Source organism: Planctobacterium marinum (genome assembly GCF_036322805.1).
GTDB lineage: Bacteria > Pseudomonadota > Gammaproteobacteria > Enterobacterales > Alteromonadaceae > Planctobacterium > Planctobacterium marinum_A.
Genome location: NZ_AP027272.1, coordinates 2,651,616 through 2,677,753 on the forward strand (window position 1 = coordinate 2,651,616; position 26,138 = coordinate 2,677,753).

A 26,138-nucleotide genomic window follows, 5' to 3' on the forward strand; every position below is an offset into this window, starting at 1 on the left:
TATTTACTATAGCCTTAATTTCCAAAACCAGTATATAAATTGGGGTCAATGCACTGGCTTTAAATCTATGATTTTTCTAGCTTACTCACTTAATTCTAGCTCAGTATAACGCCATGTGGTACAACCAGTTAACTTGTTTTTAACAAATAGCCAATATTTTTATTCTGAATATCCCCCTTTTAATCTCGTGCAAGTCACTTATAATGTCGTCAAATTGAGATTTATAAGCCAATCACATGGATCAAAATCAAGAACTAAAGAAAGCTGGTCTGAAAGTCACGTTGCCCCGCCTGAAGATTCTGGAAATTCTGAAAGAACCGAAAAATCAACACATTAGCGCTGAAGATGTGTACAAAATCTTGTTAGAGCAAGGTGAAGATATTGGTTTGGCTACGGTTTACCGCGTACTCAACCAGTTTGATGATGCCGGCATTTTAGATCGTCATCATTTTGAAGGCGGAAAGTCTGTATTTGAGATCAGCGACAAGAATCATCACGATCATTTGGTATGTCTTGATTGCGGCAAAGTCATCGAATTTGAAGATGACGTTATTGAAACGCGTCAAAACGAAATAGCGCAAGCCCACAATATCAAGCTAACCAATCACAGCCTTTATTTGTACGGAAGGTGTGTTAACGAAAAGTGTGATCACTAGTCATAAAACACTTCCACCCGGTTGCAAAAGCCAACTTCGTTAAGTTGGCTTTTTTATTGTCCCGACTCGGAAAGCAAATAGGTTTTGGGAACTCTAAGAGGCATGCGGGTAACAAGCTCATAGCCGATGGTATCGGCCCAGTTTGCCACTTCGTTGGCACTTAATGATTCTCCCCACAAAGTCACTGTGTCTCCAATACGCACTTCGGGTATGTGAGTGATATCAATGCTGAGCATATCCATCGATACTCTGCCCGCAAGATAAGCGCGCTTTTCCCGAACCAGGACTGGCGTGCCACTTTTCGCATTGCGCGGGTAACCATCTCCATAGCCAATAGCCACGGTGGCCACTCGGGAGGGCTGCTGCGCTTGCCAGGTGCTGCCATAACCAACCCTCTCGCCCGCATCAATATTGCGGATAGCGATAATTTTTGATTGTAAAGTCATCACCGGCTGCAGTTGATCTGCATCAGGATGTGCTTCGTTAAATGGCGACAATCCATACAACATAATCCCCGGACGAATATAATCACTGCGTCCCTCTGGCCAGCCTAAAATGGTTCCGGAGTTGCCGATACTAGTGGAAATTTGCCGCTCTCCATTTGCAATAATGGCTTTTTTTACCTGTTTAAACTCTGTGAGCTGTTGCTCTGTATAGGGTTCGTTGAGTAGATCAGCACTTGCCATGTGGGTCATTAAAGTGACCACATTTTGGGTTTTATCCGAGTCTTTTAAGCGCTGATACAAACGCAAACCTGAGCTGGCATAAATCCCAAGACGATGCATACCTGTATCTATTTTTAACCAAGCCGACAAGGGCTTATCCAGAGTTTGTTTTTCCAGTGCGTTTATCTGATATTCACTGTGAAACACCACAGAAAAATCATGCTTTGATGCCAGGTTCAATTCACTGGCGCTAAAACAGCCTTCCAATAAAAGAACTGGCTTGGCTAACCCAGCCTCACGCAACTGCATCGCTTCCTCAATACTGGATACTGCGAACATCTCCACGTGGTCTTGTATGGCAAATGCCACCTCTACCGCTCCATGACCATAAGCATTGGCTTTTAAAACTGCCACGATTTTACTCAACGGACTGCAACGTTTGGCGATAGATAAATTGTGACGCAGGGCATCCAGATTAATGATCATTGCAGCAGGACGAGACATAACTATGCTTCCTCAATAATCAAATCGATGTTGAAAATACAAACGGGCGGTATCTAACCAGTGTTTACCGGGCTTGCCATCCGCAATAGTTTTACCTGCAACTTCCACCACTGGCACCACTCCCTTTGTGGAGCTGGTAAGCCAAACTTCATCAGCTGTAAAAAGCATATCTTGGGTTATCACTGATTCTTGCAAGGTCAATGCAGAATGACGGTCCAGTATGTCCATGATGATACGGCGGGTAATACCAGGTAACAACGCTGAACTCAACGGGGGCGTATGCACCTCGTTATCTTTGCAAATAAAAACATTACTGGTGCTTGCTTCAGTGATGGTGCCATCATCCCCCAGCAATAACACTTCATTTAAGCCCTCTTGCTGAGCGCTTTGAAAGTGCAGCACATTACCCAATAAGGATGTCGATTTAATATGGCAATTGCGCCAACGGAGATCTTGCTCAAGCCCTAATCGAAGTGGTTTACACTGATCAAAGTCAGGCTCTGTAAGTGTCGGAATTGGGAAGGTCATCATGAAGATGGTAGGTTCAGCATTGTTATGCCAACCGTGAAAACGCTTTTCTTCTGCCCCTCGCGTAATATGAATATAAATGCCTTGATCAGGTTCAGGATTATATTGGGTCAATTGCTGGCAGAAATCCTGCAGTTGTTGCCAGTCATACTGCAACTTTATATCCAGTGCTTGAAGCCCCTGTGTTAATCGCTCTTTATGCCACTGCCAGGCAATCATACGGTTGCCATAGCAAGGGAGCACTTCATATAGTCCCTCACCAAATAAAAAACCTCTGTCTAGCGGAGAAATTCGCGCTTCTTCCAGAGGCATAAAAGTGCCATTTAAAAATACGGTATTCAACGTGTGCTTTTCCAGACGATGAGTTGAGATCACATGGGAAGTATTGGTAGCTTTTGAATGTTAGCCCAATAATCCTTTACCAATTGCTGTGCAATAGACGGTCGTATTAATGCAAACCGTACTTTGGTTCCCGGCGGCGATTGTAGCAGCCTATGGCAGTCAGGTGAAATAACACTTCCGGGTTTACAGTAACCTCCCAGAGATTGTCTGTCGTTTAACAAAATGATGGGCTTGCCGGACGGAGGGATTTGCACAGCGCCATAGGCAATCGCATCCGGAGTAATTTTAGGCAGTTGAGTCAGCACCTTGGTGGAAGTATCCAGGCGATACCCCATACGGTTGAAATCACGACTCAAGGTGAAACCGGTTTGGAAAAGCACTCTTCGCTGAATTTTGCTGAGCTGTGCGTACTGAGCCCCCGGTATCAAGCGCAAAATGTGCGTTTCATCATCAAAATATTGTGCGCCAATGTGCTGAGCACTCATAGCGACTTGTTGTTCGCTAGAAAAACAGGGAATAGTATCGCCCCTTTTTAACGGGCTGCCTTTACCATCCAGGCCCCCTAATTTTTCTCGTTGATTGGTAGCACAACTTCCCAGTACGGGTTTAACCTTAAATCCGCCGCGGATACCCAGGTAAACCCAGGTTCCCTTTCTGGTTGCAGAAATAGACAGTTCATCTCCTTCCTGTACTTGCACACTTTGCCAACAATGACGGATATTGCCGTTAATCTCTAACGTTGCCTCAGCCCCTGTCACAGAAATCGTACTATTGGCCTGAACAATACAGCTGAAATTACCCATGGGAATTTCCAGCAGTGGCAAACCTATAGGGTTGCCACACAAGCGATTGGCAGTATAAGCGGCCCTCGGCTCCATAAACCCGGCAGGAGCAACTCCAGAAAACAAATAGCCAATGCGTCCACTGTCCTGAACCTGGGTATTAATACCGGGATTTACTATTTTCAGATGGCTGTTTTGCTCACTAATCAACGGCAATAAACCTCACGTTCTGCCCCACTTCAAACAATGCCGGTTTTGGTAAAGTAATATCAAACAAGCTTTCATCACAGCGCCCAATCAGGTGCCAACCACCGGGTGAATCCTGAGGATAAATTGCAGAGTATTGCTCTGCAATGGCCACCGTACCAGCTGGCACTCTAATACGCGGCTCTGCTCGCCTTGCTAGTCTCAGCGGCTTAGGCAATCCTTTGAGATAGCCAAACCCCGGAGAAAAACCCACTGCGGTGACGGTAAAAATGGCATCCTGGTGCGCTTGAATCACCTCTTTTACTGTCATAGCACAGGACTCCGCTACCCATTCCAGATCTGGTCCAAACTCCCCGCCGTAGTGCACAGGCAATGTCAGTAAAGAGGGTGATTGCTTGCCAGTTTGGAAATCAAACTGTGTCAAACTGCTTTTAAGTTGTGATTTAACCTCTAAATAGGAAATGGCAAATACATTGAAAAACAACGTCACTGACGCCTCAGCGGCCACTGCATCTTGCAACCAAAGATAGTTTTGTTGTCGAATAAAGACTCGTAAGCTGGCATAAAAAGTCGCATCCGAAGATACAACATTATGAGCAGATACCTTTATGGCGTTTTCACCACTGAGGGTAAAACTGAATTTCATAATGTTTTCTTTTCCTCAACTATTGGTCCTTAATTTTTTGTTCATAGAGCTGGCGAGCGATGGGTAACGCATCGCTGCCATCACCATGAATACACAAGGTATCTATCTGCATGGTAAGCTCGGTCCCCCTTACACTAGACACTTTACCCTGTTGCATAATGGCTCTTGCCTGGGCTATGGCTTCGTCTTTTGATAATAGTGCGCCTTGCTGGTTACGCGGTACCAATAAACCATCATCTTGATAAGCCCTGTCAGAAAATGCTTCAAAGCAGAGATTGACACCATATTCCGCGGCCAGTTCCTGGTGCTCTTGATTTCGGCTGGTCGCCTGCAAAACCAACAAGAGTTCTTCATCATAATCGCTGACTGCCTGAATCACTTGCAACAAAGTATCTTTGTCTCGCATCATGTCATTGTACAAGGCGCCATGAGGTTTGACGTGATGCAGACTGCCACCACAGGCTTTTGTTATGCCTTCCAACGCTCCCAACTGATAACACATAAGTGCACGTATTTCGCCTTTTGCTAATGTCATTGAACGGCGACCAAAGCCCTGTAAATCGGGATAAGCCGGATGCGCTCCGATCTTAACATTGTACTGCAACGCCAACATCACGGTTCGCTGCATCACGTTGGCATCACCCGCATGAAAACCACAGGCAATATTGGCCATATCAATATAAGGCATAATTTCCTGGTCCTGCCCCATTTGCCAGGTACCAAATGATTCTCCCATATCGCAATTAATGAGTAATGATTTACGTGATTCAGTCATTGGAATTTGTCTCTCTTTGCCATGTGCACAAGGTATCTGCGATCAGCTGTGCAGTGAGCTGTGGTTTTTCCAATGGAAACATGTGCCCGACTCCTTTAATGAGTTCATGCTCCAGCTTCGGTTGCTGCTTCAATAATCTTTTCACCATGGGGGGAAAACAGGCATTGGTATATTGCGCGGTAAATAACTTGGCAGGTACCGTCAACTTGTTGCGAAATAAGTTAAGGTTGTGAGGAATATTACGAAAAATCGCAGTTTCTACCTCTCGCTGATAAGCCAGTTGTGCGCCTTTGCCTTCGGGTTTTACCGCAGATTGCACGTAATCTTCAATGCACTCAGGGTCAAAATGTTTGAACAGCGCTTTTGGTTTAAAATAATCCAATACGGCATTGTGGTCTTGCCAACTGGTTTTACGCAGTTTCGATTTTCCTGATGGTGTTACTTTGTCAATCAACGGCGTTTTTTGAGTATGCGAAACACATGACTCATCAACCCTACCATGATAGGTGGATCTAACATGATCAAACCTTTAACCAGGTCTGGCCGCTGGCAACTCACCAGGAAAGATATCACTCCGCCAAATGAGTGCCCCACCAGATACACCGGCTGCCCGGCATTGGCCTCCAGGAAATGAATTAATTCGTTCACTTGGTTATGCCAATTGTCGTTTACCGGGAAGCGGCTGTCATGGCCGAATTTTTCCTGTGCGATAACCTCAAAACCATCCGGAAAAAAGCGCCATAATTTTTGATAGCTGCTGGCGGGAAACCCATTGGCATGGGCAAAATGTAATTTCAGTGCCATTTCTGATGACGATTTCATTGTTGCTAAACTCATACTACTCTTGGCTGCGATGCCTGTTGCGATATTTATTGCGAAACTCGATGGGCGTCATGTTTGACCAGGTTTTAAAGGCGCGCCGAAAGTTAGCTACATCTTCATAGCCTAGTGCCCAGGCAACTTGTTCTACTGGCATATTGGATTCTACTAAATATTTCTCAGCCTGGGCCTTTTTTGTTGCCACTAAAAGCGAGCGAAACTGAGTACCCTCATCTTGCAAACGTCGATGTAAAGTACGTGGTGTAACGGATAAAAGGTTCGCTACCGTCGCAATTGAAGGAATATGCTGACTATCTTGTTCCAAGACAGATATCACCATACTTGTGTAATCCCTTTGCTGCGTGCCTCTTATCTGGCTCAGTTGCTGTTCAAATTGTTGAGTGAGCTGCTTAAGCGCAATGGCATCCGCCTGACTAAAATGATTGTGCAACCAAGCTTTTTCTAACCTTATCACGCAGCTGTCTTGCTCAAAAACATGAGGAACAGGTAAATACCGAGAAATGTTTTTGTGGTATTCAGGTTGCGCCACATCAAAATGCACGGCCTTGATAATGTTGTTCATGTTGGATTGGCCAGACACCATAGTAAAGAGGTTGGCCAAAGTCACTAATACCACCTCACAAAAAGAGCGGTGTACAGCAGGGTCCATAAAGTTTGAACCAATCTCAATATCAAAGGAGTTCGGCTGTTCGTGAATGGCGGTTCTGATAAAAGGCGTTCGGGTTACCAGATAGCGGTCTAACAAGCGCGCTGCCTGCGCAAGATCTTCGCAATTTAACAAGCCATAGCCCAGCAAACCATGACTACCAATGCCGAGACGATTGCCCAACTGCAACCCGATATCAGGCTGCGGGGCGATAGCCACAGCCTGCTGCATTAATTGCTCGTATTGCTCTTTGGGGATCCATAACGAATCGTCGCAGAGCAATGCATGACTGGCTTTACACGAATCAAGCCAGACCTTGGGCTCCACTGCCATGTCCTGCAGTAACGCGCCAATATGAGTAATGTAATGAGCAGGTACGTGCATAAAACGATAGTTCTATAATTTTCCCCTAGACTAACCACCTCTCCCAACAAGTGTCAATAAATGACTCCCCTTTTGTCATTTGATCATCTGGCTCAGTGATAACAGATAAGCGTATTTTTATCCAAAAAAAGGAAAGCTCATGCACCAGGCAAAATTTTTATTGTTTCATGTTTACGCGATATTGGGGATTGCCTCATTTTGGATGAATGGCAACTGGATAGTTTGGGGATTTCTTGTCACCGTTGGCAGTATCGTAGCCGGAGATTTGTTATTGGGTGACGATGTGAGTGAACCCAAACCAGTCAACAAGGCGTTTTACAACCTGTTGCTTTGGTGCGCAATGCCTCTGTTAGCCACGCTGGTTGTAATGGCGATCATAACCATTGAGCAATCCAGTTCATGGTTATTGTGGCTAACGAGTGCCCTTTATGTGGGCTTATTAACAGGAACCTTAGGCACAGTAACGGCCCATGAGTTGGTACACAGAAAATGGGGAAGCTTTTCCCACCGTGTCGGGCGCTGGTTACTGGCCTTCAGTTTTGACAGCAATTTTGCCATAGAACACGTATTCGGCCACCACATCAATATTGCTACCGAAAAAGATCCCGCTAGTGCCCCTCGTGGTCGTAACGTGTATCAGCATATCCTTGTATCTAGTATCAGTGGAAATATCAGTGCCTGGAAACTGGAAAAACAGCGCTTGCAGAGAGCCGAGCACGCGCTTTTATCTCATCACAACCGATTCATACGTGGTGTTATGATGAGTGTCGTTTTCTTGTTAATTAGCTGGATGTTAGCTGGTGTCAATGGGTTGCTGTTTTTTACACTTTCTGGCCTGATTGCCAAGAGTCTGTTGGAAATAGTGAATTACATGGAACACTATGGCTTGGTAAGAGTTCCCGGTAAACGTGTCTATCCGAGGCATTCATGGAATGCCAATAACAAAATCAGCAGCTGGTCGCTATTTAACCTAACCAGACACTCCCATCACCACGCCAATGCCAATGTGCCATTTCAACATCTGAAGCCAATGTCTGATGCGCCTTTTATGCCCACAGGTTACCTGGGCACCATAGGTTTGACACTCATTCCGCCGTTGTGGTTTAAACTCATGGCGCCTAAATTAGCCCATTGGGATCAGTACTTTGCCGATGAAGGGGAATTACAACTGCTAAACAAGCGTTGAGTTTCAGATTAATTTACTCTGGCTTATGGCTTTTCGTTTCTGGAATTCGGACCGGTAACACCTATATCTGTCAGTGAAGAAGTTAATGGAAGCAGTTTGTGTCCGAATTAAATAATGTCCGTCACGGCAACATACGACAAGCCATCATGCCCGGTTTTATTTTTGTTGTCATACTTTGGCTGATAAAAACCCTTGAATTCCAATTTGGATTTTCGCTACACCAATTGGGTGTTTTTCCCGGGGCAATGGAAGGGCTAATTGGCATTTTAACCGGACCTCTTATCCACGGCTCTTACGAGCACTTAGCCAGTAATAGCCTGGCATTATTGTTATTATTGGCAGCACTTTTTTACGGTTACCCTAATTCAAAATATTGGACGTTGGCCACTATCTGGCTTGGCTCCGGCTTAGGCACCTGGTTGTTTGCCCGCGAAGCCTGGCATTTTGGCGCCAGTGGGCTGACTCACGGCTTGTTCTTTTATCTTTTTGTGATCAGCATTTTACGTCGAGACAAACGTTCCATCGCATTGATGATGATGGTGTTCTTTATGTACGGTGGCATGATTATGACAATATTCCCCAGAGAACCTGGCATATCCTATGAGTACCACTTTTTCGGCGCACTTTTTGGTTTGATTGCTGCGTTGATTTTCAAAAATAGTGATCCCAAACCCATCGAGAAGCAATACGGCTGGGAAATCGAAGACAAAGAAGATGAGTTGATAGGTGATGAATGGCAGACCGAGCAAGATCAGGAACACACGATAGTTGAAGAGGAGCAGCACAAACTGCATTGATAGTTGCTAAGTGATAGACAATGGCCCAAAATTAAGCCAGATAAACTATTCGCAACTAATCATGTTTCAAGTTCGTCCCTTTGTAAAAATGGATTTTGAGTGTGTCCAGGCTATTTATCAGGAAGGCATCGATACTGGCCTTGCCACTTTCCAGACTGAAGTAAAATCCTGGTTTGAGTGGGATGCATCATTTTTACATGATTGCCGCCTGGTATTGCTTAACGAAAATAATCGAGTTTGCGGTTGGGCCGCGCTATCTCCTGTTTCAAGTCGCTGTTGTTACGCCGGTGTAGCAGAAGTCACTGTGTATATGGCTAGCGATACGCGTGGCTACGGTGGTGGTGAAATGCTGCTAAATGCCCTTGTCGCCTGCTCTGAAAAACATGGAATATGGACCTTAAAGGCTGGCATTTTCGAGCAAAACAAAGCCAGTATTCGTTTACATCAAAAATGCGGTTTTAAACTGCTGGGTATTCAGGAAGGATTAGGCAAACTGGGTAACCGCTGGATCAATGTCGCCGCGATGGAAAGACGTAGTAAAGTGGTAGGAATAGATTAATTCCAAGCGCCTCAATCATCAGCACAATAAAGCTCGTAAAGTAAATTAATTACCGGGATGACATTATCATCGCGCAGAGAATAATAAATTGTTTGCGCCTCTCGCCGTGTCTCCACCAGTTTTTCTCGTCGTAAAAAACTTAAATGTTGAGATAAGGTGGATTGTGGGATAGGTACCTGCTCATTGAGTTCAGACACCGATTTTTCCCCGGATTGCAGCAAACAAAGCAACATCAAGCGATGCTTGTTAGCCAGCATTTTTAACAGACTCACTGCCTGCTCAGCATTTTGCTCCATGTCTTTAAATGATTTCATCGCTCGCTACTTTGTTAACCTGTGTCGGGTGAATTAATGCGTTATTGCTTACTGCTTATTTTATCAAATCCCCACATAGTGACTGCCATCAGTACTACAAACACCAAAAGCTTTGGTTCGCCACCGGGAACATTGGCCAGTGCAGGTCCGGGACATAGCCCCGTTATTCCCCAGCCAAGACCAAATAATACAGCCCCTGAAAGTAAAGATTTATCTAACGTTGATTTGTTGGGTAATTGAAAATCTGAAGCAAACACGGGTTTACTCATTTTGGGCTTTATCAGGAAGAAGGCCAGCCAATAAACGACTAAAGCCGCAGCCATTACCAGCAACAAACTGGGATCCCAATTGCCAAAGAAATCCAGGAAATTGAGCACTTTTTGCGGATTCACCATTTGCGATAGTAACAACCCCAGGGAAAAAACCAGTCCTGAACAAAAAGCGCTAAAATTCGATGCTTTCATTCTCAATTCTCCTATGACAAAACGTGGCGCATCAGGGTCACCACCAAAATAGCTATTCCCATAAAAACACAAGTGGCAACAATAGAACGCAGTGAAAATCGACCAATACCGCATACGCCATGGCCGCTGGTACAGCCGGAGCCCATGCGGGTTCCCAGTCCCACAAGTACCGCGCCAATCACCACCTGCCACCAATCCAGATTAATTTCAGAGGGTAATTTGATTTGTATAACATCTATTTGAAAAGCATTAATTACTGCCGGGCCCAACAATAGACCTAGCATAAAATACACAGCAGGTAAGGCATTTTTAGGGGCATTCATCAGTTGCCCCAATAGACCTGAAACCCCCATCACTTTGCCATTAGCTAATAAAAACAAGACACCGGCCAGGCCAATCAATACCCCGCCCGCCAGTGCCGCATAAGGAGTGAATTCTGTCATAAGTAAATTCATATCGTACATTTGCAATTTACGATATATTAACTACAACTCAGAAAATTACAAGTTGCCATTACCTGATAAGCCAACAAAACAAAAAAGGCGCCATTGGCGCCTTTCGATAAACGAATTACCAAAAAAATTATTCTGTCACTTCCGGTTTCATGTGCGGGAACAGTATTACGTCTTTGATAGTGGGTGAATCAGAGAACAGCATCACCAAACGGTCGATACCAATGCCCTCACCTGCCGTTGGTGGTAAACCGTACTCAAGCGCACGAATGTAATCATCGTCGAAGTGCATGGCTTCATCGTCACCGGCTTCTTTTTCTTCCACTTGCTTTTGGAAGCGCGCCGCTTGATCTTCGGCATCGTTAAGCTCAGAAAAGCCATTGGCCAACTCGCGTCCACCAACGAAGAATTCAAAACGGTCTGTAATGAACGGATTTTCATCGTTGCGACGTGCCAGAGGTGACACTTCCCAAGGATATTCTGTGATGAAGGTAGGCTGTTCCAGCTTTTCTTCAGCAACCGCTTCGAATATTTCACACAGATATTTACCCGGTCCCCAGATACCATCCACTTCCGGCTCTTTAATGTGCAGCTCACGAGCAATGGCTTTTAAGCCTTCCAGGTTGTTTTCTGCATCTTTGATGATGGCAGTGTCTACCTCTGGATAGTGCTTAATAATGGCATCAGCCATACTAAGTCTTTCAAACGGCTCACCAAAGTTGTAGATCACTTCGCTCTCTACTTCACCTTCGGCATTTTTAGTGGTGTTGCGAATATCTGTCGTGCCGAGGATATCTTTGGCCAATGTGCGCAACATATCTTCGGTTAAGTCCATTAGATCATTGTAATCCGCATAGGCCTGATACCATTCAATCATAGTGAATTCAGGGTTATGACGGGTCGATAATCCCTCGTTGCGGAAGTTGCGGTTTATTTCGAACACGCGCTCAAAGCCACCCACTACCAGGCGTTTTAAATACAACTCCGGAGCAATGCGCAGGTACATATCAATATCCATTGCATTGTGATGTGTAATGAACGGCTTTGCAGTAGCTCCACCCGGGATTACCTGCAACATAGGCGTTTCCACTTCCATAAAGTCGCGGTCGCTGAGGTAACGACGAATACCCTCCACTATGCGACTGCGCATTACGAAGGTATCACGAGTTTCAGGACTCATGATCAAATCCACATAGCGTTGACGATATTTAGTTTCCTGGTCGGCAAGGCCATGGAACTTTTCAGGTAGTGGTCTTAAGGATTTGGTCAACAACTCGTATTTTTCCATGTTGACGTACAAATCGCCTTTACCAGATTTGTGCAATGCCCCACTGACACCAATAATATCACCGATATCCAATTGACCGTATTTGGCTTTTAGTTCTTTTTGCACATCTTTCGCTGCGTAAGCCTGAATACGGCCCTTCATGTCTTGTAGTACCATAAATGGACCGCGTTTAGACATAATACGGCCTGCCACTGAAACCTGAACGGCCAATTCTTCCAGGCTCTCTTTGTCGTGATCACCGAAGGCCATTTGCAGATCCGCGCTGTAATTCTCACGGCGGAACTTATTGGGATGAGCATTAGCAGAACAATGCTCACGAATGTTTGCAAGTTTGGCGCGTCTTTCAGCGATTAATTTGTTTTCATCGAGTTGTTGCTCAGACATCTGTCTTTGATTTCCTGCTTTAGAGGCCAGACTTTAAGCTGGCCTGAATAAATTTATCCAAATCACCGTCCAGGACGGCTTGGGTATTTCGGGTCTCAACACCGGTACGCAAATCTTTAATGCGGGAGTCGTCCAATACGTAGGAACGTATCTGGCTACCCCAACCAATATCCGACTTGCTATCTTCCATCGCTTGCTTTTCTTCGTTTTGCTTTTGTAACTCAAACTCATAAAGCTTAGCTTTTAATTGCTTCATGGCCTGGTCTTTATTTTTGTGCTGTGATCGGTCGTTCTGACATTGCACCACAATATTAGTGGGTACGTGAGTAATACGCACGGCAGAATCGGTTCGGTTTACGTGCTGACCACCCGCTCCCGAGGCGCGATAGGTATCAATACGCAAATCAGACGGATTGATATCAATCTCAATATCGTCGTTAATTTCCGGGTAAACGAAAGCAGACGCGAAAGATGTGTGTCGGCGGTTACCTGAGTCAAACGGAGATTTGCGCACCAGGCGGTGCACCCCTGTTTCTGTTCTCAACCAACCAAAGGCGTATTCGCCACCAAAGCGGATGGTGGCACTTTTAATACCCGCTACATCACCATCTGATACTTCAATTAACTCAGTTTTGAGCTGATGCTCTTCACCCCAGCGAAGATACATGCGCAATAGCATGTTGGCCCAATCCTGAGCCTCTGTGCCACCTGAACCTGCCTGGATATCCAGATAGCAATCATTGACATCATTGGGACCGGAGAACATACGGCGAAATTCCAGTTCTTCCAGTTTGCTGATCATGGTGTTTAGCTCTTCTTGAGCCTCGTTAAAGGTATCTTCGTCTTCCGCTTCAATAGCCAGTTCCAATAACCCTTCAACATCTTCTGCACCTTGGTCTAGTTGCAGTATCGTATCTACCACGGCTTCCAACGCAACCTTCTCTTTACCTAAGGCTTGCGCGCGCTCTGGTTCATTCCAGACATCCGGAGATTCCAGTTCGCGATTAACTTCTTCCAGGCGCTCTGACTTTACAGCAAAGTCAAAGATACCCCCTAAGCAGCTCAGTACGCGCTTTTACGTCGGCGATACCATTTTGCACAGGATTGATTTCAAACATATTTATTCTTTACTAACCTTAAAAAAGTGGCCGGGAATTCTATCTAATTTGCAGTCAATTGAACAGCGAACAATCGCTTTAACTCGACAGAATTGAATCAACACGCAACAGATGCAGCTCATTATTCGACCAGGTGGTCAAAAAAGCTTAACAACCTTTAGTCATTCACCGTATAATGCCTGCCCGCAAGTATACGCATCCGCAAACTGGATGCCGTCTCATGACTTAATTGCCAAATGAGCAACGAGAGTCAAAGCAAAACTATTTTTCAGTACTAGACTTACTCGAAAAATAACAAAGATTCATACGAAAACTTGGTAATCACAACACACAATGGCACTGGCAGTTTATTTAACACTGCTGCTGCAACGGAGACACCATGAACACACTTAACAAAAAATTGCTGAACACCACCTTGGTATGTTCTGCAATTCAACTGGCTCTTGCGGGCAATGTCTATGCGCAAGAAGCAGAAGACGAAGCACAAGAATTTGAAGCCATAACCGTAACAGCCACCAAACGTGCCCAGGTTATTTATGAAGTGCCAATCGCCATCAGCGCTTTTCAAGGCGATATGTTAGCAGAACAAGGCATTACTGATTTAACCGACGTGGGCAAATTTGTGCCAAACCTGAATGTTACCGGCTTTTCTGCTGGCCATACTTCCTCGGCAAACCCTTTTATTCGCGGCATTGGTTTACAGGATCACCTGATCACCACAGACCCGGGCGTCAGTGTCTATGTAGATGGAGTCTATCTTGGCCGCCAGGTAGGTCAAAACTGGAACCTGCAAAACATTGAGCGCATCGAGGTATTACGTGGTCCACAAGGTACACTGTACGGTCGTAACTCAATCGGTGGTGCCATCAATATCATTACCAAGCAGCCCAATGAGGTGAACACCACTAAGGTAGGCCTGGAAGCCGGTACTCGCGGTCGCTTGCGCACTGATATTTTCACCAATAGAGAATTATCACCTGGCTTAGCCTTTAATATGAACATTGGCTACACCGAACGCGATGGCCTGGGTGAGTTCTACAACCTTGAAAACCCCAAATGGGATGTAGGTGAAACGCAAGAAGTATATGGCCGTTTCTCGGTTAAATATGAGCCGTCTGATTCTTTGCGCTTTGTTTTGACTGCAGACGGCAACAACGGCGACGGCGGTTTGCGTCCCTACACAGCGATGATCGATGAACTAGGACCAAACACCCGTTACACCTCTGGTAACAATGGCGTAGGTGTGGCGCTAACTAACGCAGACGTGGCGCCTGACATCTATGATAATGCCACGGGTACTGATGCCGTAAACGAAGTATCCAACAATGCTCACGGTGTGTCGTTTACTACCGAGTGGGACATCAATGATGATCTGATGATGAAAGTTATCGCCAGCCACCGCTCTTCAGAATACAAAGCGGGCCTGGATGATGATGCAACGGTATACGCACTTGATCACTACCCAGAGCGCGGTACTGCTGACCAGGACTCTTTAGAGTTACAGTTTAGTGGTTATCTTGGCGAAAATGCAGACTTCGTAGCCGGTTTATATTGGTTCCAGGAAGAAGGTGATAACCGCCAGGGCTCAGACTCCAGCTTTGACGGTGGTGGCAATACGCTGCAACTAGATCAAGAAGCCACCAGTAAAGCTGCATTTATTAACATCGGTTACGATGTTGATGACGCTTTAAGAGTATCTGGTGGTTTGCGTTACACCGAAGATGAAAAAGAAGCGTCGGCAAATGTATTTCCGCCGCTTGGTACCATATACGATTCAGATGAATGGGATGAGTTAAGCTGGGAATTGGCCGCCAACTATACCTTCGAAAATGGAATGAACGCTTACGCGACTATCCAAACCGGTTATCAGGGTGGTCAGTACCCTGCTCGTCCATACTGTTTAATTGGCCAATTCTTTGGCAATGGTGGTTTCGATGACCTGGACAATGCGATTGCTGCCGTCAATGCGGATAACTGTTTTACTGCTACCGATAACATCACTGCCATTAACTATGAAGTTGGTGTTAAAGGACGCGTAAACAGCTACCTGGATTTGAGCATTGCCGTATTTAACACTGAATATGATGACTTACCTTACCAGGTGAGCCAGGTTAGCGAAGCCGGATTCGACACAGCCAACCTCGTAGTATCACAAACTTCTCGTGGTGTGGAATTTGACAGTAACCTGACATTGGGCAACTTCACAATGCAAACCAGCATTGGTTTTATGGATGTGGATGTAGATGATCAGCTAGTGAACGGCACGGTATTCCAACCAGTTGCACCACTGACACCAGAATGGACAGTGGCATTCGGTCCTGCTTACGAAATGTTCCTGGAAGACGGTGCATCTGTTAAGTTCAGATTAGACTACTCATGGCGTGATGATATGTATGGCGAGCCTAGCTCAGCACCAGAGCGTATGACCTTAATCGAAGATCGTACCCTGGTAAATATGGGTATTACTTACACGCCAGGCAACGAAGCTTACACGCTAGGTCTTTATGGTCGTAACATCTTTGACGAGCGTTATGACAACGCTCGCCTAAACACAGGTGATTATGTCTTGCGCATCCTGTCTAATGATGCCAGTGAGTTCGGTGTAAGATTTACTACTGAATGGTAAATGATTCGCTGTAAGCAAAAATCAAAAAGACCGACATTCTGTCGGTCTTTTTTTATGTTTATAACTTATCCGCTGATCCGTTGTCCCACCTCAAAACTACAGCCAGATATCAATTCATAGGGCTCTAGTGGAGTTAAGGTTTGCATTTGTAAGCGACTGATTTGGTCCTGCTCCATTCTTCTACTGATTTCAAAATACATATGAGAATGCTCCGCATCAAACCCTCGCAACTCGATATAAGGATATTGGCGATACAACCAGTTTCCTGTTATCAAAGGCTTTTGTTCATCCGACCATTCTTTACCAGCAATAAGGTAACTGAAGTCTTCCTTGAGGTGCAAAGTCAGTGGCACATCACAACTATTCACTTGATATTGATGTACCAAATCTTGTTGAAAAATATGGCCATTGTGCCCCTGCTCTTGCGGAAACAAAATCATGGCTAATGAGTTTTTTGTATACCAATGATTACCCTTAACCATAGGTTGTACCAGATTAACTTTAAAACCGGATTCAGAAGCCACTTTTACCGCTCTCTCAAGCGTATCAGCATCTTTGAGCAACAATGAATAAAGCACGGTATTTTCAGTGATAGAAACTGGGGTATCCAGGCTATTCACTTGCGCTTTAAAGCCTTGCTCTTCAAATTGTTTCTGTAATACGGCGACCTTTTCCTGCGACAGGTATTTACCGTAAACATGCACGGTGGGCTTACCTGCACACGCGCTGAGCGTAATTGCTATTACCAACACAGATAAGGCTTGCACTACCACTTTTAAGGAAAACATTCTTGTTAACATAACCAGCTCCTTTAAAACACAAAATTAGATTACACCTGTAATCTTTAATTATCAATCCCCTCAATACGAATTAAAAAATGCGCAAATTCATTAAGTTATCGATTTGATTGAAATTTAACCAAAAAACTATTTGCAGTTTTATACTGTGTGATGCATAGTATAAAAACACTATGCAATACACAGTATGTGTCACATAGTAAGTGATATTGACTAACTGACAGGAGTCAAAGTGGAAATCGAACAGTTAGACAAATTAAAACAAGAATTGCGACGAGGTGTATTGGTATTAGCGGTGCTGATGCAATTGCGGCAGGAACACTATGGTTACTCGTTGCGGAAGTCTTTGAGTGATGTTGGTCTGGAGATCGACGAAGGCACTCTGTATCCCTTAATTCGGCGCCTGGAAAAACAAGGCTTATTAGTGAGTGAATGGCGCGATGATGGCAAACGCAAAAAGCGCTTTTATTGTCTATCACCATCAGGATACATCGCACTTGAAGCCATGCAAAGCGAATGGCAAAGCCTGAACCACAATATTGAAATCATAAACCAAGGAGAGACATCATGAATCTGGTACAAAACTATCTTGCGCAGGTCAACGCCTGGCTACCTGATTCGGCAGACGAAGATGTATTGCAAGAACTTGAAAGTACCATTGAAGAGCACCTCGAGGCGTTCCAAGAGGAACACGGCAAGCCCGCCTCTGATAAAGATATCGCTGATATTTTACGGGCTATCGGTTCTCCTAAAACCGTTGCTTCGCGCTTTGGCAAACAGCAATATCTTATCGGCCCGGAACTCTACCCCATGTGGCGCTATAGCTTGCGTATCGCGTTAACCCTGATGTTAATTTTGTTTTTTATTAATGGGCTGCTACGTTACGTTTCCGGGGTTAGTGACATATTCCTTTCCACCGGTTGGTTTATGGGCCTGTTGCAACCCGGATTGGTCGCAGTGGCCGTCACTACGATTATCTTCGCTGTTTTAGAGCGTCAGGGAAAAACCGATTACTTCAAAGACAATTGGGATCCGCTAAAGCGGGTTTCAGTGAAACAAAGTAAATCTGATCAGCAAGATGCTGTCACCAATGTCATTGGCGATGTACTGTGCTTAATCATCTGGAATCGTTGGCTGGATTTTTCACAGGATGCCGTATACCGATTAGATAGCTTAACCGTGCAGTTCCATGAAATTTACCACCTGCTGTTTTGGCCAGTAAATATACTATTGCTATGCTCAATTGCACTTTACGGATGGCAGTTACTAAACCAATTTTGGCGCAAATCCACTGTGATAGCGGCATTGGTGATTGATTGTGTCAGCCTGCTCATCCTGGTATTGATGCTATTGCATGTGGATCAAACTCAGGTTATTGGTCTTTCTGATAACCTGGATGTTCGCATAACTGAAAATATTGGTTTAATTTTTAAAGTGAGTTTTGTAGTGATTACGGGCCTAATTTTGATGGACCTGAGACATCACATTAAACTGTTGAAATCACTCTAGAAGATACGATTTGGAGAAACTTGCCAATCAGGCAGGTTTCTCTTGCTCACAGTAATTATATTTCGGCCACAGAAGATCCATCACGCCATGCTCCATTCTTATGGTTATACACCCAGATTTGAGTGGCAACATTACCACCTTTTAAATCTACAAAGTGTACTTTGAAAGGAACGTAAGACCACATATTTACGGTTTGAGGGATTTCGGCATTGATTGCTTTTGCAAAAATAATATTGCGAATGTGATATCTATTGGGGTCCGATAAAGCTACCTGACATTCAGCATCACACAAAACCTGGATCTCTCGCTCTACTTCGCTAAGAACAATTTCGTTATTATTGATATTAGGTAGGCCTGCAAACTCAATATTTTTATATGCGCCATGAAAGTCCAGTGCATTAATGACGTCCATGAACCCTGCATATTGAGATACGGAAAGTCCCAGGTAGCTGGCAAAATCTGCCTGCACCTGATTATCCAGCTTTATACTTTTTGCTTTCTCATCCTCACACAGCGGCTTTTCACTGATCAATGCCGATTGTAATTGTTTATACAAAGGACGTTCATTGATGGGAGTTGGTTGGCTTGCCGTTCTTATTTGTGCCATTTCCCCAAACCTGGCTACGGCCTCCAGATACTGTTCGGGTGTACTTCCTATTTGAGCTGCAATTAAGTTTGCATTGATTGCCAATGGAGAATCGTCGTCTAGCCCAGCAATGGAATTCCCTGCTGAAACTGTATTCAACCACAATACACAGCTCGCCACGCCCACTTTGAAAAGGGATTTACTTAGTTTCATTGTTATCTCCTTATAAAGGAGATAAATATAGAGGTTATTTAATTTACCATCAATGGCAGAAATTCACTGTTCATCTGGCATTAATTTTTCAGTTGGCGAGAGATAGACGAAGACAGAGCGTCTTCGTCTGAATCTAATTATTTTACAAAGACCGCCACCGTCAACCCAGGTACAACAAAACTATCAGCTTTGGCCTGAGCTGAGGCTGTTACCGGGTCGGCACCTTTGGCCTGACGAGGGTGTAAACTGTATTTACTCGCTCCCTCAAAGGCAAAAGTCTGCTGATTTACATCATTATTGAATAGCACCAAAATGCCTTCAAACGCCGGATCGAGATCTTGTGGCCCTTGCCCATCTTCAATACTCATAACGATCAGACCAATTTGCTGATCTTTACCTGTATTGTGGAAAGAGACACGTTCTATCACTTGCTGCTGAGTTTGCAAACTAAACAGATTTGAAGAAGAGCGAATAGCGATAAAATCCATAAATACCTTGGCTGCAAATTCAATATGAGCCGGTTTAACCTTATCTCGGCCATCATTACCCTTGATGATCCGGGTAATAATATCCCAGTTTGCCTCATCCTTTACCGCAGGCGGTAAACCAACATGATAGTTATTGGACTGTTTGGCAAAATCAACAGCATTAAACCAATCGCCATAATCATAGCTGTCTCTGAGATAAGATTTTGAGCGCAATAATTCACCGCCCATGTGCAAGAATGGAATACCTTGAGCCAGTAACGGATATGCCAGTGACAAGTTTTGCATTCTCACCCGCTGCTCAGTAGTAGCTTCAAAAGCTATGCGGTAATGGTTGTTGTCCCACAGCGTTTGATTATCGTGTTTAGAGACGTAGTTAATGGTATCTGCTGGATCAAGCGCATAACCGGTAGGGGCACCACCATAGGGTATGTCTTTCCCGGTAACTTGTTCACCTTGACTGTTTTGCAACGGGAAATTCGCCAGGTTACCGGCAAGCCCTACCCGAATTTGATCCATTGATAGATAATACTCTTGCAGCTGTGCTGCTTGTTTTGCATCGGATTGTAGCTCATTGGGCTGAACGATGAGGCCATTACCAATCCCCTGCCCAAAGCGCAACTCGTCGGCACTGACAAACGAAGAACCACCGCGCACGGCATCCCGCAAACGATCGGTAAAGGTCCCTATCTCAGTGCCCGCAAGCGGTATTTGTGCTGCCTGTTCAAATTGTGAGTTATTTGCCACTTCACCAAAATTCCAGCCTTCGCCGTAAAAATAGGTGTCTGGATCAACAGCGCGAACCGCTTTTCTTGATTGCAACATAGCGGCTTTGGGTTGATGGCCCATTAAATCAAAACGGAAGCCATCAATTTTGTAATCTCTGGCCCACACCACCAATGAATCTGTCATGAGCTTTGCCATCATGCGATTCTCGGTGGCTGAGTTTTCACAACAGGTGGAGGTTTCAACCGCACCGGAGATTGGGTTCAAACGGTGATAATAATAGGGTACCACCTTGTCCAGTACCGATTTTTCATCGAGCCCAGAGGCAAAGGTGTGGTTGTATACAACATCCATAATTACCTTAAAGCCTTGATTGTGCAGGCTTTGCACCATCTCTCTGAACTCCACCAAACGAGGGATCCCCTCTGGCTCCATGGCATAGCTGCCTTCCGGCACAGTGTAATGGTAAGGGTCATAACCCCAGTTATATGGGTCATACGGTCGAATCAACTCAATGATAGCCTGAGCGTCCCCAGTGAGCGGGTCAAAGCTTTGCAGAATGGCCTGCAAGGAATGACTCATATCGATATCCGTATTACAAATCGCCACTTCAGGTACCATCTGACAAACTTTGCTCATAGGATCGGAAGGAAAAATCACCTTAGCGGGATCCTCATTTACCGTTGAGATATCATAAGTGGGCAGCAGATGTACTGTATTTAAACCCGCCAAACCCAGGGCAGTTAAGTGCTTAGCACCATCACTGGCGGTTTCGGTAAAGGCTTTGTATTTACCGGCATAGGCTGGATTCGAGAGATTCTTATCCGAAGCACTGAAATCCCGGATGTGGGTTTCGTATAAGATCAAACTTTCAGGATGAGTCAGCGGCTCGTCTTTCTGCTCATCCCATCCTACAGGTTTGGTTTTATCGCTTGCTAAATCCACCACCTGGGAATACAAACTATTGCGAGATAAACTCAATGAATAGGGGTCGGTCACCTCATAGGTCTCGATGGCCTGAGTGCGTGGATGATATACCTCAATGGCGTAGCGATAATAAGTGCCCTGTCCATGCCTTGATTCAGCCCGCCAAACCCCGCTCTGTTCCTCTTGCATTACCACACTTTTTAACAGGGTCTTACTCTCGTCATACAAATTCACTTTTACCGACTTAGCCGTGGGAGCCCACAGGGCAAATTCAGACCCACTTGCTGTAACGGTAGCACCTAAGTCGATCACTTCATCGGCATCAGCTTCGCCCTGAGTATAAAGGGAGTCCAATATTCTGGCAGTCTGCAGGTATGAGACAGCGATAACTTCACCACTGGCATTTTTTTGTGCGACAGCTACCTGCCCTTTTAGCAGAGATTTGATATCAGCAATTTTTGATACAAATTCAAGCCCCTGAAACGATGTTAAATGCGGAGTTGATGTGGCAACAAATTCAGGCACTGTGGATATTTGCAGCGGATAACTATTGTCTGGAGCCAGCCCCTCGTCAAGAGTCGCATTTGACGATGTCAATAAGGAGAAGGATACCGCCTCGTCCTCAGGCTTGATCAGGATCAGGTTATCCTGCAGCCAATGGGCAGCAAAATTGGACGTGGTATCAGATGATACCCCCGCTTCAGGAAGAGGCTTACTGCAGCCACCGATGATTGAGGCAGCCAATAAACCCAAAGCCAGTTTTTTCATTGTTGAAGCTCCTTGTGCGAACTGATAATTTCTAATTTGCTAGTTTGATTTTGCCAGGAAAAAGAAAAGGTAATGGCGTTATTCCCCATTGCCTCAGCATTGATCTGTGTTTCTTTTTGCTCTTGCACCAGCTTGATGTTGCTCACCTGTGCAATATCGAGATTGTGAATGGTAAACGATATGGTTCGGGTCTCTGGGAGGGTTGCGAACCCGTTTCCTTCTGGTATTAAGCTGATGCTCAATTTCCCTGCATCATATTCGGACTCAAACTGCGTAAGCTGGTATTGACCGTTTGCAAGAGAATTTCGCGTTTTGCCATCATCTTCATAAAGTTGGCCTTTAGCCTTTGCTACTTCAGGATGGTGGAAATAATGAATATCAAGCGCGTCGCCTCGATGTAAACTCAACGGTTCTGTTATTTGGCTATATGGAATAAAGCTGCCTGCTTTTACAAATAACGGTAAAGTTTCCAAACTCACTTTAACGTCTAACGCCTGTTGTCCTTTAAAAACACGCTTACTCCAATAATCGAACCAGATGCCTAAGGGCAATCGCGTATTCACCCGGTTAACGTCGGGGTCAGTTACCGGATGTACAAAAAACGCATCACCCCATAAATAACTATTCTTTTCGTCAAATAAATCCGGGTTATCTGGTTCAGCAAAGAGCACTGGTCTCATTAAAGGCAACCCGCTGGTACTATTTTTATAAGCGAGGGTATAGTTATATGGAAAAAGTTGGTATCTGAGCTTGATCCATTGCCTCAAAATATCTTGAGTTTGCTTATCGTGAAATATCGGCTCGGAGGGAATGGAGTCAAATGCATGGGGACGATATATCGGTTGGAATACACCGTATTGTAACCAGCGGATATACATCTCTTTATCAAAAGAATCGTCTCCGCCACCAAAGCCACCTAAATCTGAGTGGGTATAAGCCAGTCCTAACATACCCATTTGCAGTGTTAGTTCTACCTGAGGCTTGAGTCCGCCCCAGGAACGGCTGACATCGCCCGTCCAGGGGATCATGCCATAGCGCTGTGACCCCACAAAACCAGAACGCATCAATAGAAATAGCCGCTCCTCTGGATAATCTTTCAGGTGATTATCCCAGAGAGTTTTCGCCCACTGGTGTCCGTAAGCGTTGTGTACTTCATTGGCGGTGCCCGTGGCGTGCAAAGTATTTTCCGGATGCACCTCCGGCTCGCCCAAATCCCCCCAAATACCTGCCACGCCATCTGAAAAGATATTTTGATACTTTTGCCAGAACCAGTTCTGGCCCTGCTCACTAAACACGTCCACCAGGCCAGCGGTGCCGAAAAACATATCAAACACTCGGGGGTGTTTTCCCGACATGTCTGTAGCCAATGCCTTATAGTCAACAGCACTTTGCCAGTTACTGGAGCTTTTCAAAATAAAGGGCTCGGTGATCACCACCGTTTGAATCCCCTTCTCCTTGAAGTCCTGTATCATAGTCTCAGCTGTGGGCCAGTTGGCTCTATCCCAATCAAGGTTACCCATGTAACCCTGCATTTCTGGACCAAACCAATACAAGTCCAATACCACGCTATCAAGCGGAATATCCAACGTTTGATATTTCTTCACCACATCACGCACCTGCTGCTCTGAGCGATAACCGAAGCGCGAGGCGAAGTTGCCGAATGCCCAAGCGGGTGGCATGGGTTGACGCCCCGTAATTGCCGTAAAGTTTTGGATCAGCTTAGAATAGTCAACCTTGTTGTCGCTTAGTCCCGCCACAACAATGTAAGCGTTGCGACCTGCAATTGCTTCAAACTGCAAAACATCTGACTCTGATGCACCGAGATCCATGGCACCTTTAGCGGCATTATCAAAAATCAAACCATAGCCTTTTGAGGATAGAAGCGCAGGTAAGCCAAAATACATTTGATTTGATTCTGTGGTGTAGCCCCAATGAGTTTTGTTGTACAGAGGTAATCGATACCCTCTTCGGTCCATGCCCAAAACCCGTTGACCGCCTGCGATCAACTTTTCGTCTTCACCTAATCCGAAGCGAATCCCACGCAGCCCCTCGTATTGAAAAAATCCAGATTCATGACTCAGTAACAGGTTTTGGTTGCCATAAAAGGCCACGTTAAAAGGTGCTTTGGTGACTCTTACCTGTAATGACTGGCCTTGAAACAACAGAGTGTTGTCAGAATCCTCGAGGGAATATGCTGATGTACCAACATTGGGGTCAATGGCATAAGAGTCGAAGCGCTTAGCATGAAGAGCCCGAAACTCCACATCCACCGCCGCATCGGATAAAGGCGTAAAGTGCACTGCTCCCTTGTCGGTTTGGACAATGAGTGTGTGACCGTCTAGGTTATGCCCGATGTATTGCGCAGCCAGAACAGTCGTGCTGCAGAACACCAGGAACAACAAGCCACTGAAGCATTTAGCAGCACCCCATAGTGCCCTTATAGTGCTAAAGACTGATTTACTCATCAGGTTGTGCGAGTTCATTGAGATTGTGTTGATGAGACTGAAAATTAAGGGCGCAGCCTTGAATGAATTGCGCCACATTTTGCTCTTTGTAGAGACAACCTTTACCCGGCTGGTTAGGTGCGATTGGCGGATAAGCACCATAACCTGATAACAAACAGTGCCAGGAAATGGGATCCCAATGTTCACTGATATCCTGACGCCGTATCTCCTCTGACATATCACCGCGCTTGAACCACACATCCAGTAACCGCATCAGGGAATTAGAGAGCTGCGTATTGTCTCGGTTTTGCTGCCAATATTCGGAATCAGTACGGGTGTTGAGTTTGTAATGGGCGACGATATAGTCTCTCACCCCATCAAAGCGGTCTTTGGCGAATTTATTGAACTGGGCTTGATATTGATTGCTAAACTGGCCTTCTTCAAACTTAATAACAAACATTTCAATACATATCTGTACTAAATGTAACGCGGTAGCTTCAAGGGGCTCCATAAACCCCTGTGACAACCCGATAGCCAGACAATTTTTATTCCAGTGTTGTTGCACTTGGCCGACATTCATTTTTAAATGTCGACAACTCATATCATCTGAAAGACCCAGGTGTTGTCTGAATTCTAGCTCGGCTGCATCAGGAGTGATGTGTTGCGCACTAAACACATAACCATTTCCCACGCGATTTTGCAGCGGTATATTCCAACACCAGCCATTGCTCATTGCCGTAGCTTTAGTTTCGTTGTTGATCTCCTGCTTTTGCGGCGTTTGCACCACCACAGCAGAATCATTAAATAAACAATCTTTATAACTTTGAAATGGCACCTTTAACGTCTGTTGTAACAGCAGGCTTTTAAACCCGGTACAATCAATAAAAAAGTCTCCATTGATGACAGTGCCATCACTACAAATCAGGGATTGAATACTGCCATCAGGATGCTGAGTCACTTCAGCGACGTTCTTGCTGAGATGATTTACCCCTCTTTGCTTGGCAATGTCTTTTAAAAACTCACCCAATAAACCGCTGTCAAAGTGATAGCCATACTCGATGCGAAATGGAAAATTGTTTGGTGTAAGAGGGCCCAGGTTTTGTTGTGCCAGAGCTCCATTAATTAAAAAATCTTCGGGTGCGGTGTGAGTATCCAACCCGTGTCGTCGGGTACGGCAATTTACCTCAAAGGCGCGCTGGGTAAAAACGTCTGTTTGGGAAATAAAAGGGTGGCGATAACTTTCCACCCCGGACTCTGGACTCCAACCAGCAAACTCAATACCTACCTTATAGGTGGCATTACAAGCTGGCATCCAGTCTCTTTCAGCCACCTCAATAATCTCAAAGAAACGTTTCAAGGTTGGAGTAGACCCCTCACCAACGCCGATAATGCCAATATCGGGAGATTCCACCAAACTGATATTTACATTTTTGTCGGCCCACTTTTTGATGAGCAGATTAGCAGCCATCCAGCCTGCGGTGCCGCCACCGGCAATGATGATCTCTATCGGTTTAGACATT

The 26,138-nt window shown here is 45.1% G+C and carries 25 protein-coding genes; 7 read left to right on the forward strand and 18 right to left on the reverse strand.

The genetic code is table 11. From position 1 onward, the window contains the following. Positions 1-236 precede the first annotated feature (236 nt). Positions 237-656, forward strand: a complete 420-nt coding sequence (gene fur, locus AABA75_RS11890) for a ferric iron uptake transcriptional regulator (protein ID WP_338292822.1) — start codon at positions 237-239, stop codon at positions 654-656. A 53-nt stretch (positions 657-709) separates the two neighbouring features. Here fur and alr read toward each other — a convergent pair whose 3' ends face one another. Genes alr through AABA75_RS11930 form a run of 8 tightly spaced genes read right to left on the reverse strand, consistent with a single transcriptional unit; the run spans position 710 to position 6,975 of the window. Continuing rightward, entirely contained in the window at positions 710-1,825 is a 1,116-nt protein-coding gene (alr, locus tag AABA75_RS11895) for an alanine racemase (RefSeq protein WP_338292823.1), read from the reverse strand. Between the two features lie 12 nt (positions 1,826-1,837). Beyond that, complete coding sequence (locus AABA75_RS11900; RefSeq protein WP_338292824.1) at positions 1,838-2,695, reverse strand: aminotransferase class IV; 858 nt, start codon at positions 2,693-2,695, stop codon at positions 1,838-1,840. Between the two features lie 29 nt (positions 2,696-2,724). Beyond that, positions 2,725-3,693 carry a biotin-dependent carboxyltransferase family protein gene (locus tag AABA75_RS11905; protein WP_338292825.1) on the reverse strand — a complete coding sequence of 323 codons (969 nt, stop codon included), beginning with the start codon at positions 3,691-3,693 and terminating at the stop codon, positions 2,725-2,727. Then, complete coding sequence (locus tag AABA75_RS11910; protein ID WP_338292826.1) at positions 3,680-4,330, reverse strand: 5-oxoprolinase subunit B family protein; 651 nt, start codon at positions 4,328-4,330, stop codon at positions 3,680-3,682. Before AABA75_RS11910 ends, AABA75_RS11905 begins: the two co-directional genes overlap by 14 nt. Positions 4,331-4,349: 19 nt before the next feature. After that, entirely contained in the window at positions 4,350-5,105 is a 756-nt protein-coding gene (locus AABA75_RS11915) for a 5-oxoprolinase subunit PxpA (protein WP_338292827.1), read from the reverse strand. Then, positions 5,098-5,559 (reverse strand): alpha/beta fold hydrolase, encoded by a 462-nt coding sequence (locus tag AABA75_RS11920; RefSeq protein ID WP_338292828.1) that lies wholly within the window; start codon positions 5,557-5,559, stop codon positions 5,098-5,100. Before AABA75_RS11920 ends, AABA75_RS11915 begins: the two co-directional genes overlap by 8 nt. Beyond that, entirely contained in the window at positions 5,556-5,942 is a 387-nt protein-coding gene (locus tag AABA75_RS11925; RefSeq protein ID WP_338292829.1) for an alpha/beta fold hydrolase, read from the reverse strand. Before AABA75_RS11925 ends, AABA75_RS11920 begins: the two co-directional genes overlap by 4 nt. A 1-nt stretch (position 5,943) precedes the next feature. Beyond that, positions 5,944-6,975, reverse strand: coding sequence for an AraC family transcriptional regulator (locus AABA75_RS11930; protein ID WP_338292830.1), 1,032 nt, complete (start codon positions 6,973-6,975; stop codon positions 5,944-5,946). Between the two features lie 139 nt (positions 6,976-7,114). Between AABA75_RS11930 and AABA75_RS11935 the strand changes: the two genes are divergently transcribed. The 3 genes from AABA75_RS11935 (at position 7,115) to AABA75_RS11945 (ending at position 9,517) form a co-directional block, all read left to right on the forward strand. Beyond that, positions 7,115-8,161 carry an alkane 1-monooxygenase gene (locus AABA75_RS11935; protein ID WP_338292831.1) on the forward strand — a complete coding sequence of 349 codons (1,047 nt, stop codon included), beginning with the start codon at positions 7,115-7,117 and terminating at the stop codon, positions 8,159-8,161. Between the two features lie 98 nt (positions 8,162-8,259). Beyond that, a complete protein-coding gene (locus AABA75_RS11940; protein ID WP_338292832.1) occupies positions 8,260-8,958 on the forward strand; it encodes a rhomboid family intramembrane serine protease in 699 nt (232 codons plus the stop codon). 61 nt (positions 8,959-9,019) lie between these two features. Further along, positions 9,020-9,517 (forward strand): N-acetyltransferase family protein, encoded by a 498-nt coding sequence (locus tag AABA75_RS11945; protein ID WP_338292833.1) that lies wholly within the window; start codon positions 9,020-9,022, stop codon positions 9,515-9,517. Between the two features lie 11 nt (positions 9,518-9,528). Here the strand turns inward: AABA75_RS11945 and AABA75_RS11950 are convergent, their stop codons facing one another. From AABA75_RS11950 to prfB, 5 genes are all read right to left on the reverse strand, one after another. Further along, on the reverse strand, positions 9,529-9,831 hold the full coding sequence (locus AABA75_RS11950; protein WP_338292834.1) for an ArsR/SmtB family transcription factor: 303 nt from the start codon (positions 9,829-9,831) through the stop codon (positions 9,529-9,531). Between the two features lie 41 nt (positions 9,832-9,872). After that, positions 9,873-10,295 carry a DUF6691 family protein gene (locus AABA75_RS11955; protein ID WP_338292835.1) on the reverse strand — a complete coding sequence of 141 codons (423 nt, stop codon included), beginning with the start codon at positions 10,293-10,295 and terminating at the stop codon, positions 9,873-9,875. A gap of 11 nt (positions 10,296-10,306) precedes the next feature. Next, positions 10,307-10,738 (reverse strand): YeeE/YedE family protein, encoded by a 432-nt coding sequence (locus AABA75_RS11960; protein WP_338292836.1) that lies wholly within the window; start codon positions 10,736-10,738, stop codon positions 10,307-10,309. 139 nt (positions 10,739-10,877) lie between these two features. Further along, a complete protein-coding gene (gene lysS / locus AABA75_RS11965) occupies positions 10,878-12,419 on the reverse strand; it encodes a lysine--tRNA ligase (protein WP_338292837.1) in 1,542 nt (513 codons plus the stop codon). A gap of 19 nt (positions 12,420-12,438) precedes the next feature. Then, a protein-coding gene (prfB, locus tag AABA75_RS11970; RefSeq protein WP_338292838.1) for a peptide chain release factor 2 occupies positions 12,439-13,537 on the reverse strand; the annotation gives its coding sequence in 2 pieces (ribosomal slippage) (positions 12,439-13,461 and positions 13,463-13,537; 1,098 coding nt in all). Between the two features lie 379 nt (positions 13,538-13,916). Here prfB and AABA75_RS11975 point away from each other — a divergent pair. Beyond that, positions 13,917-16,163 (forward strand): TonB-dependent receptor, encoded by a 2,247-nt coding sequence (locus tag AABA75_RS11975; protein WP_338292839.1) that lies wholly within the window; start codon positions 13,917-13,919, stop codon positions 16,161-16,163. Between the two features lie 65 nt (positions 16,164-16,228). Here AABA75_RS11975 and AABA75_RS11980 read toward each other — a convergent pair whose 3' ends face one another. Continuing rightward, entirely contained in the window at positions 16,229-16,963 is a 735-nt protein-coding gene (locus tag AABA75_RS11980; RefSeq protein ID WP_338292840.1) for a hypothetical protein, read from the reverse strand. A 229-nt stretch (positions 16,964-17,192) separates the two neighbouring features. Between AABA75_RS11980 and AABA75_RS11985 the strand changes: the two genes are divergently transcribed. Next, positions 17,193-17,531: a PadR family transcriptional regulator gene (locus AABA75_RS11985; protein WP_338292841.1), complete on the forward strand. Its 339-nt coding sequence runs from the start codon at positions 17,193-17,195 to the stop codon at positions 17,529-17,531. Then, positions 17,528-18,469, forward strand: a complete 942-nt coding sequence (locus AABA75_RS11990) for an HAAS signaling domain-containing protein (protein ID WP_338292842.1) — start codon at positions 17,528-17,530, stop codon at positions 18,467-18,469. Before AABA75_RS11985 ends, AABA75_RS11990 begins: the two co-directional genes overlap by 4 nt. A gap of 55 nt (positions 18,470-18,524) precedes the next feature. On the opposite strand, the gene AABA75_RS11995 is transcribed toward AABA75_RS11990, so the two are convergent. The 4 genes from AABA75_RS11995 to AABA75_RS12010 all read right to left on the reverse strand — a co-directional run bounded on the left by AABA75_RS11995 (position 18,525) and on the right by AABA75_RS12010 (position 26,137). After that, positions 18,525-19,268 (reverse strand): hypothetical protein, encoded by a 744-nt coding sequence (locus tag AABA75_RS11995; RefSeq protein WP_338292843.1) that lies wholly within the window; start codon positions 19,266-19,268, stop codon positions 18,525-18,527. A gap of 137 nt (positions 19,269-19,405) precedes the next feature. Further along, positions 19,406-22,174 carry a pullulanase-type alpha-1,6-glucosidase gene (gene pulA, locus AABA75_RS12000; RefSeq protein ID WP_338292844.1) on the reverse strand — a complete coding sequence of 923 codons (2,769 nt, stop codon included), beginning with the start codon at positions 22,172-22,174 and terminating at the stop codon, positions 19,406-19,408. Continuing rightward, on the reverse strand, positions 22,171-24,639 hold the full coding sequence (locus tag AABA75_RS12005) for a TIM-barrel domain-containing protein (protein ID WP_338292845.1): 2,469 nt from the start codon (positions 24,637-24,639) through the stop codon (positions 22,171-22,173). The genes pulA and AABA75_RS12005 overlap by 4 nt, the downstream gene beginning before the upstream one ends. Then, on the reverse strand, positions 24,632-26,137 hold the full coding sequence (locus tag AABA75_RS12010) for a tryptophan halogenase family protein (RefSeq protein ID WP_338292846.1): 1,506 nt from the start codon (positions 26,135-26,137) through the stop codon (positions 24,632-24,634). The genes AABA75_RS12005 and AABA75_RS12010 overlap by 8 nt, the downstream gene beginning before the upstream one ends. Between the last annotated feature and the right edge of the window lies 1 nt (position 26,138).

Bases quoted from the DNA above. Each gene is read 5' to 3' on its own strand.
- fur (WP_338292822.1), top strand. From the start codon at position 237: ATGGATCAAAATCAAGAACTAAAGAAAGCTGGTCTGAAAGTCACGTTG.
- alr (WP_338292823.1), bottom strand. From the start codon at position 1,825: ATGTCTCGTCCTGCTGCAATGATCATTAATCTGGATGCCCTGCGTCAC.
- AABA75_RS11910 (WP_338292826.1), bottom strand. From the start codon at position 4,330: ATGAAATTCAGTTTTACCCTCAGTGGTGAAAACGCCATAAAGGTATCT.
- AABA75_RS11915 (WP_338292827.1), bottom strand. From the start codon at position 5,105: ATGACTGAATCACGTAAATCATTACTCATTAATTGCGATATGGGAGAA.
- AABA75_RS11925 (WP_338292829.1), bottom strand. From the start codon at position 5,942: ATGAGTTTAGCAACAATGAAATCGTCATCAGAAATGGCACTGAAATTA.
- AABA75_RS11930 (WP_338292830.1), bottom strand. From the start codon at position 6,975: ATGCACGTACCTGCTCATTACATTACTCATATTGGCGCGTTACTGCAG.
- AABA75_RS11935 (WP_338292831.1), top strand. From the start codon at position 7,115: ATGCACCAGGCAAAATTTTTATTGTTTCATGTTTACGCGATATTGGGG.
- AABA75_RS11945 (WP_338292833.1), top strand. From the start codon at position 9,020: ATGTTTCAAGTTCGTCCCTTTGTAAAAATGGATTTTGAGTGTGTCCAG.
- AABA75_RS11950 (WP_338292834.1), bottom strand. From the start codon at position 9,831: ATGAAATCATTTAAAGACATGGAGCAAAATGCTGAGCAGGCAGTGAGT.
- AABA75_RS11955 (WP_338292835.1), bottom strand. From the start codon at position 10,295: ATGAAAGCATCGAATTTTAGCGCTTTTTGTTCAGGACTGGTTTTTTCC.
- AABA75_RS11960 (WP_338292836.1), bottom strand. From the start codon at position 10,738: ATGACAGAATTCACTCCTTATGCGGCACTGGCGGGCGGGGTATTGATT.
- lysS (WP_338292837.1), bottom strand. From the start codon at position 12,419: ATGTCTGAGCAACAACTCGATGAAAACAAATTAATCGCTGAAAGACGC.
- AABA75_RS11975 (WP_338292839.1), top strand. From the start codon at position 13,917: ATGAACACACTTAACAAAAAATTGCTGAACACCACCTTGGTATGTTCT.
- AABA75_RS11980 (WP_338292840.1), bottom strand. From the start codon at position 16,963: ATGTTAACAAGAATGTTTTCCTTAAAAGTGGTAGTGCAAGCCTTATCT.
- AABA75_RS11990 (WP_338292842.1), top strand. From the start codon at position 17,528: ATGAATCTGGTACAAAACTATCTTGCGCAGGTCAACGCCTGGCTACCT.
- AABA75_RS11995 (WP_338292843.1), bottom strand. From the start codon at position 19,268: ATGAAACTAAGTAAATCCCTTTTCAAAGTGGGCGTGGCGAGCTGTGTA.
- pulA (WP_338292844.1), bottom strand. From the start codon at position 22,174: ATGAAAAAACTGGCTTTGGGTTTATTGGCTGCCTCAATCATCGGTGGC.
- AABA75_RS12005 (WP_338292845.1), bottom strand. From the start codon at position 24,639: ATGAGTAAATCAGTCTTTAGCACTATAAGGGCACTATGGGGTGCTGCT.
- AABA75_RS12010 (WP_338292846.1), bottom strand. From the start codon at position 26,137: ATGTCTAAACCGATAGAGATCATCATTGCCGGTGGCGGCACCGCAGGC.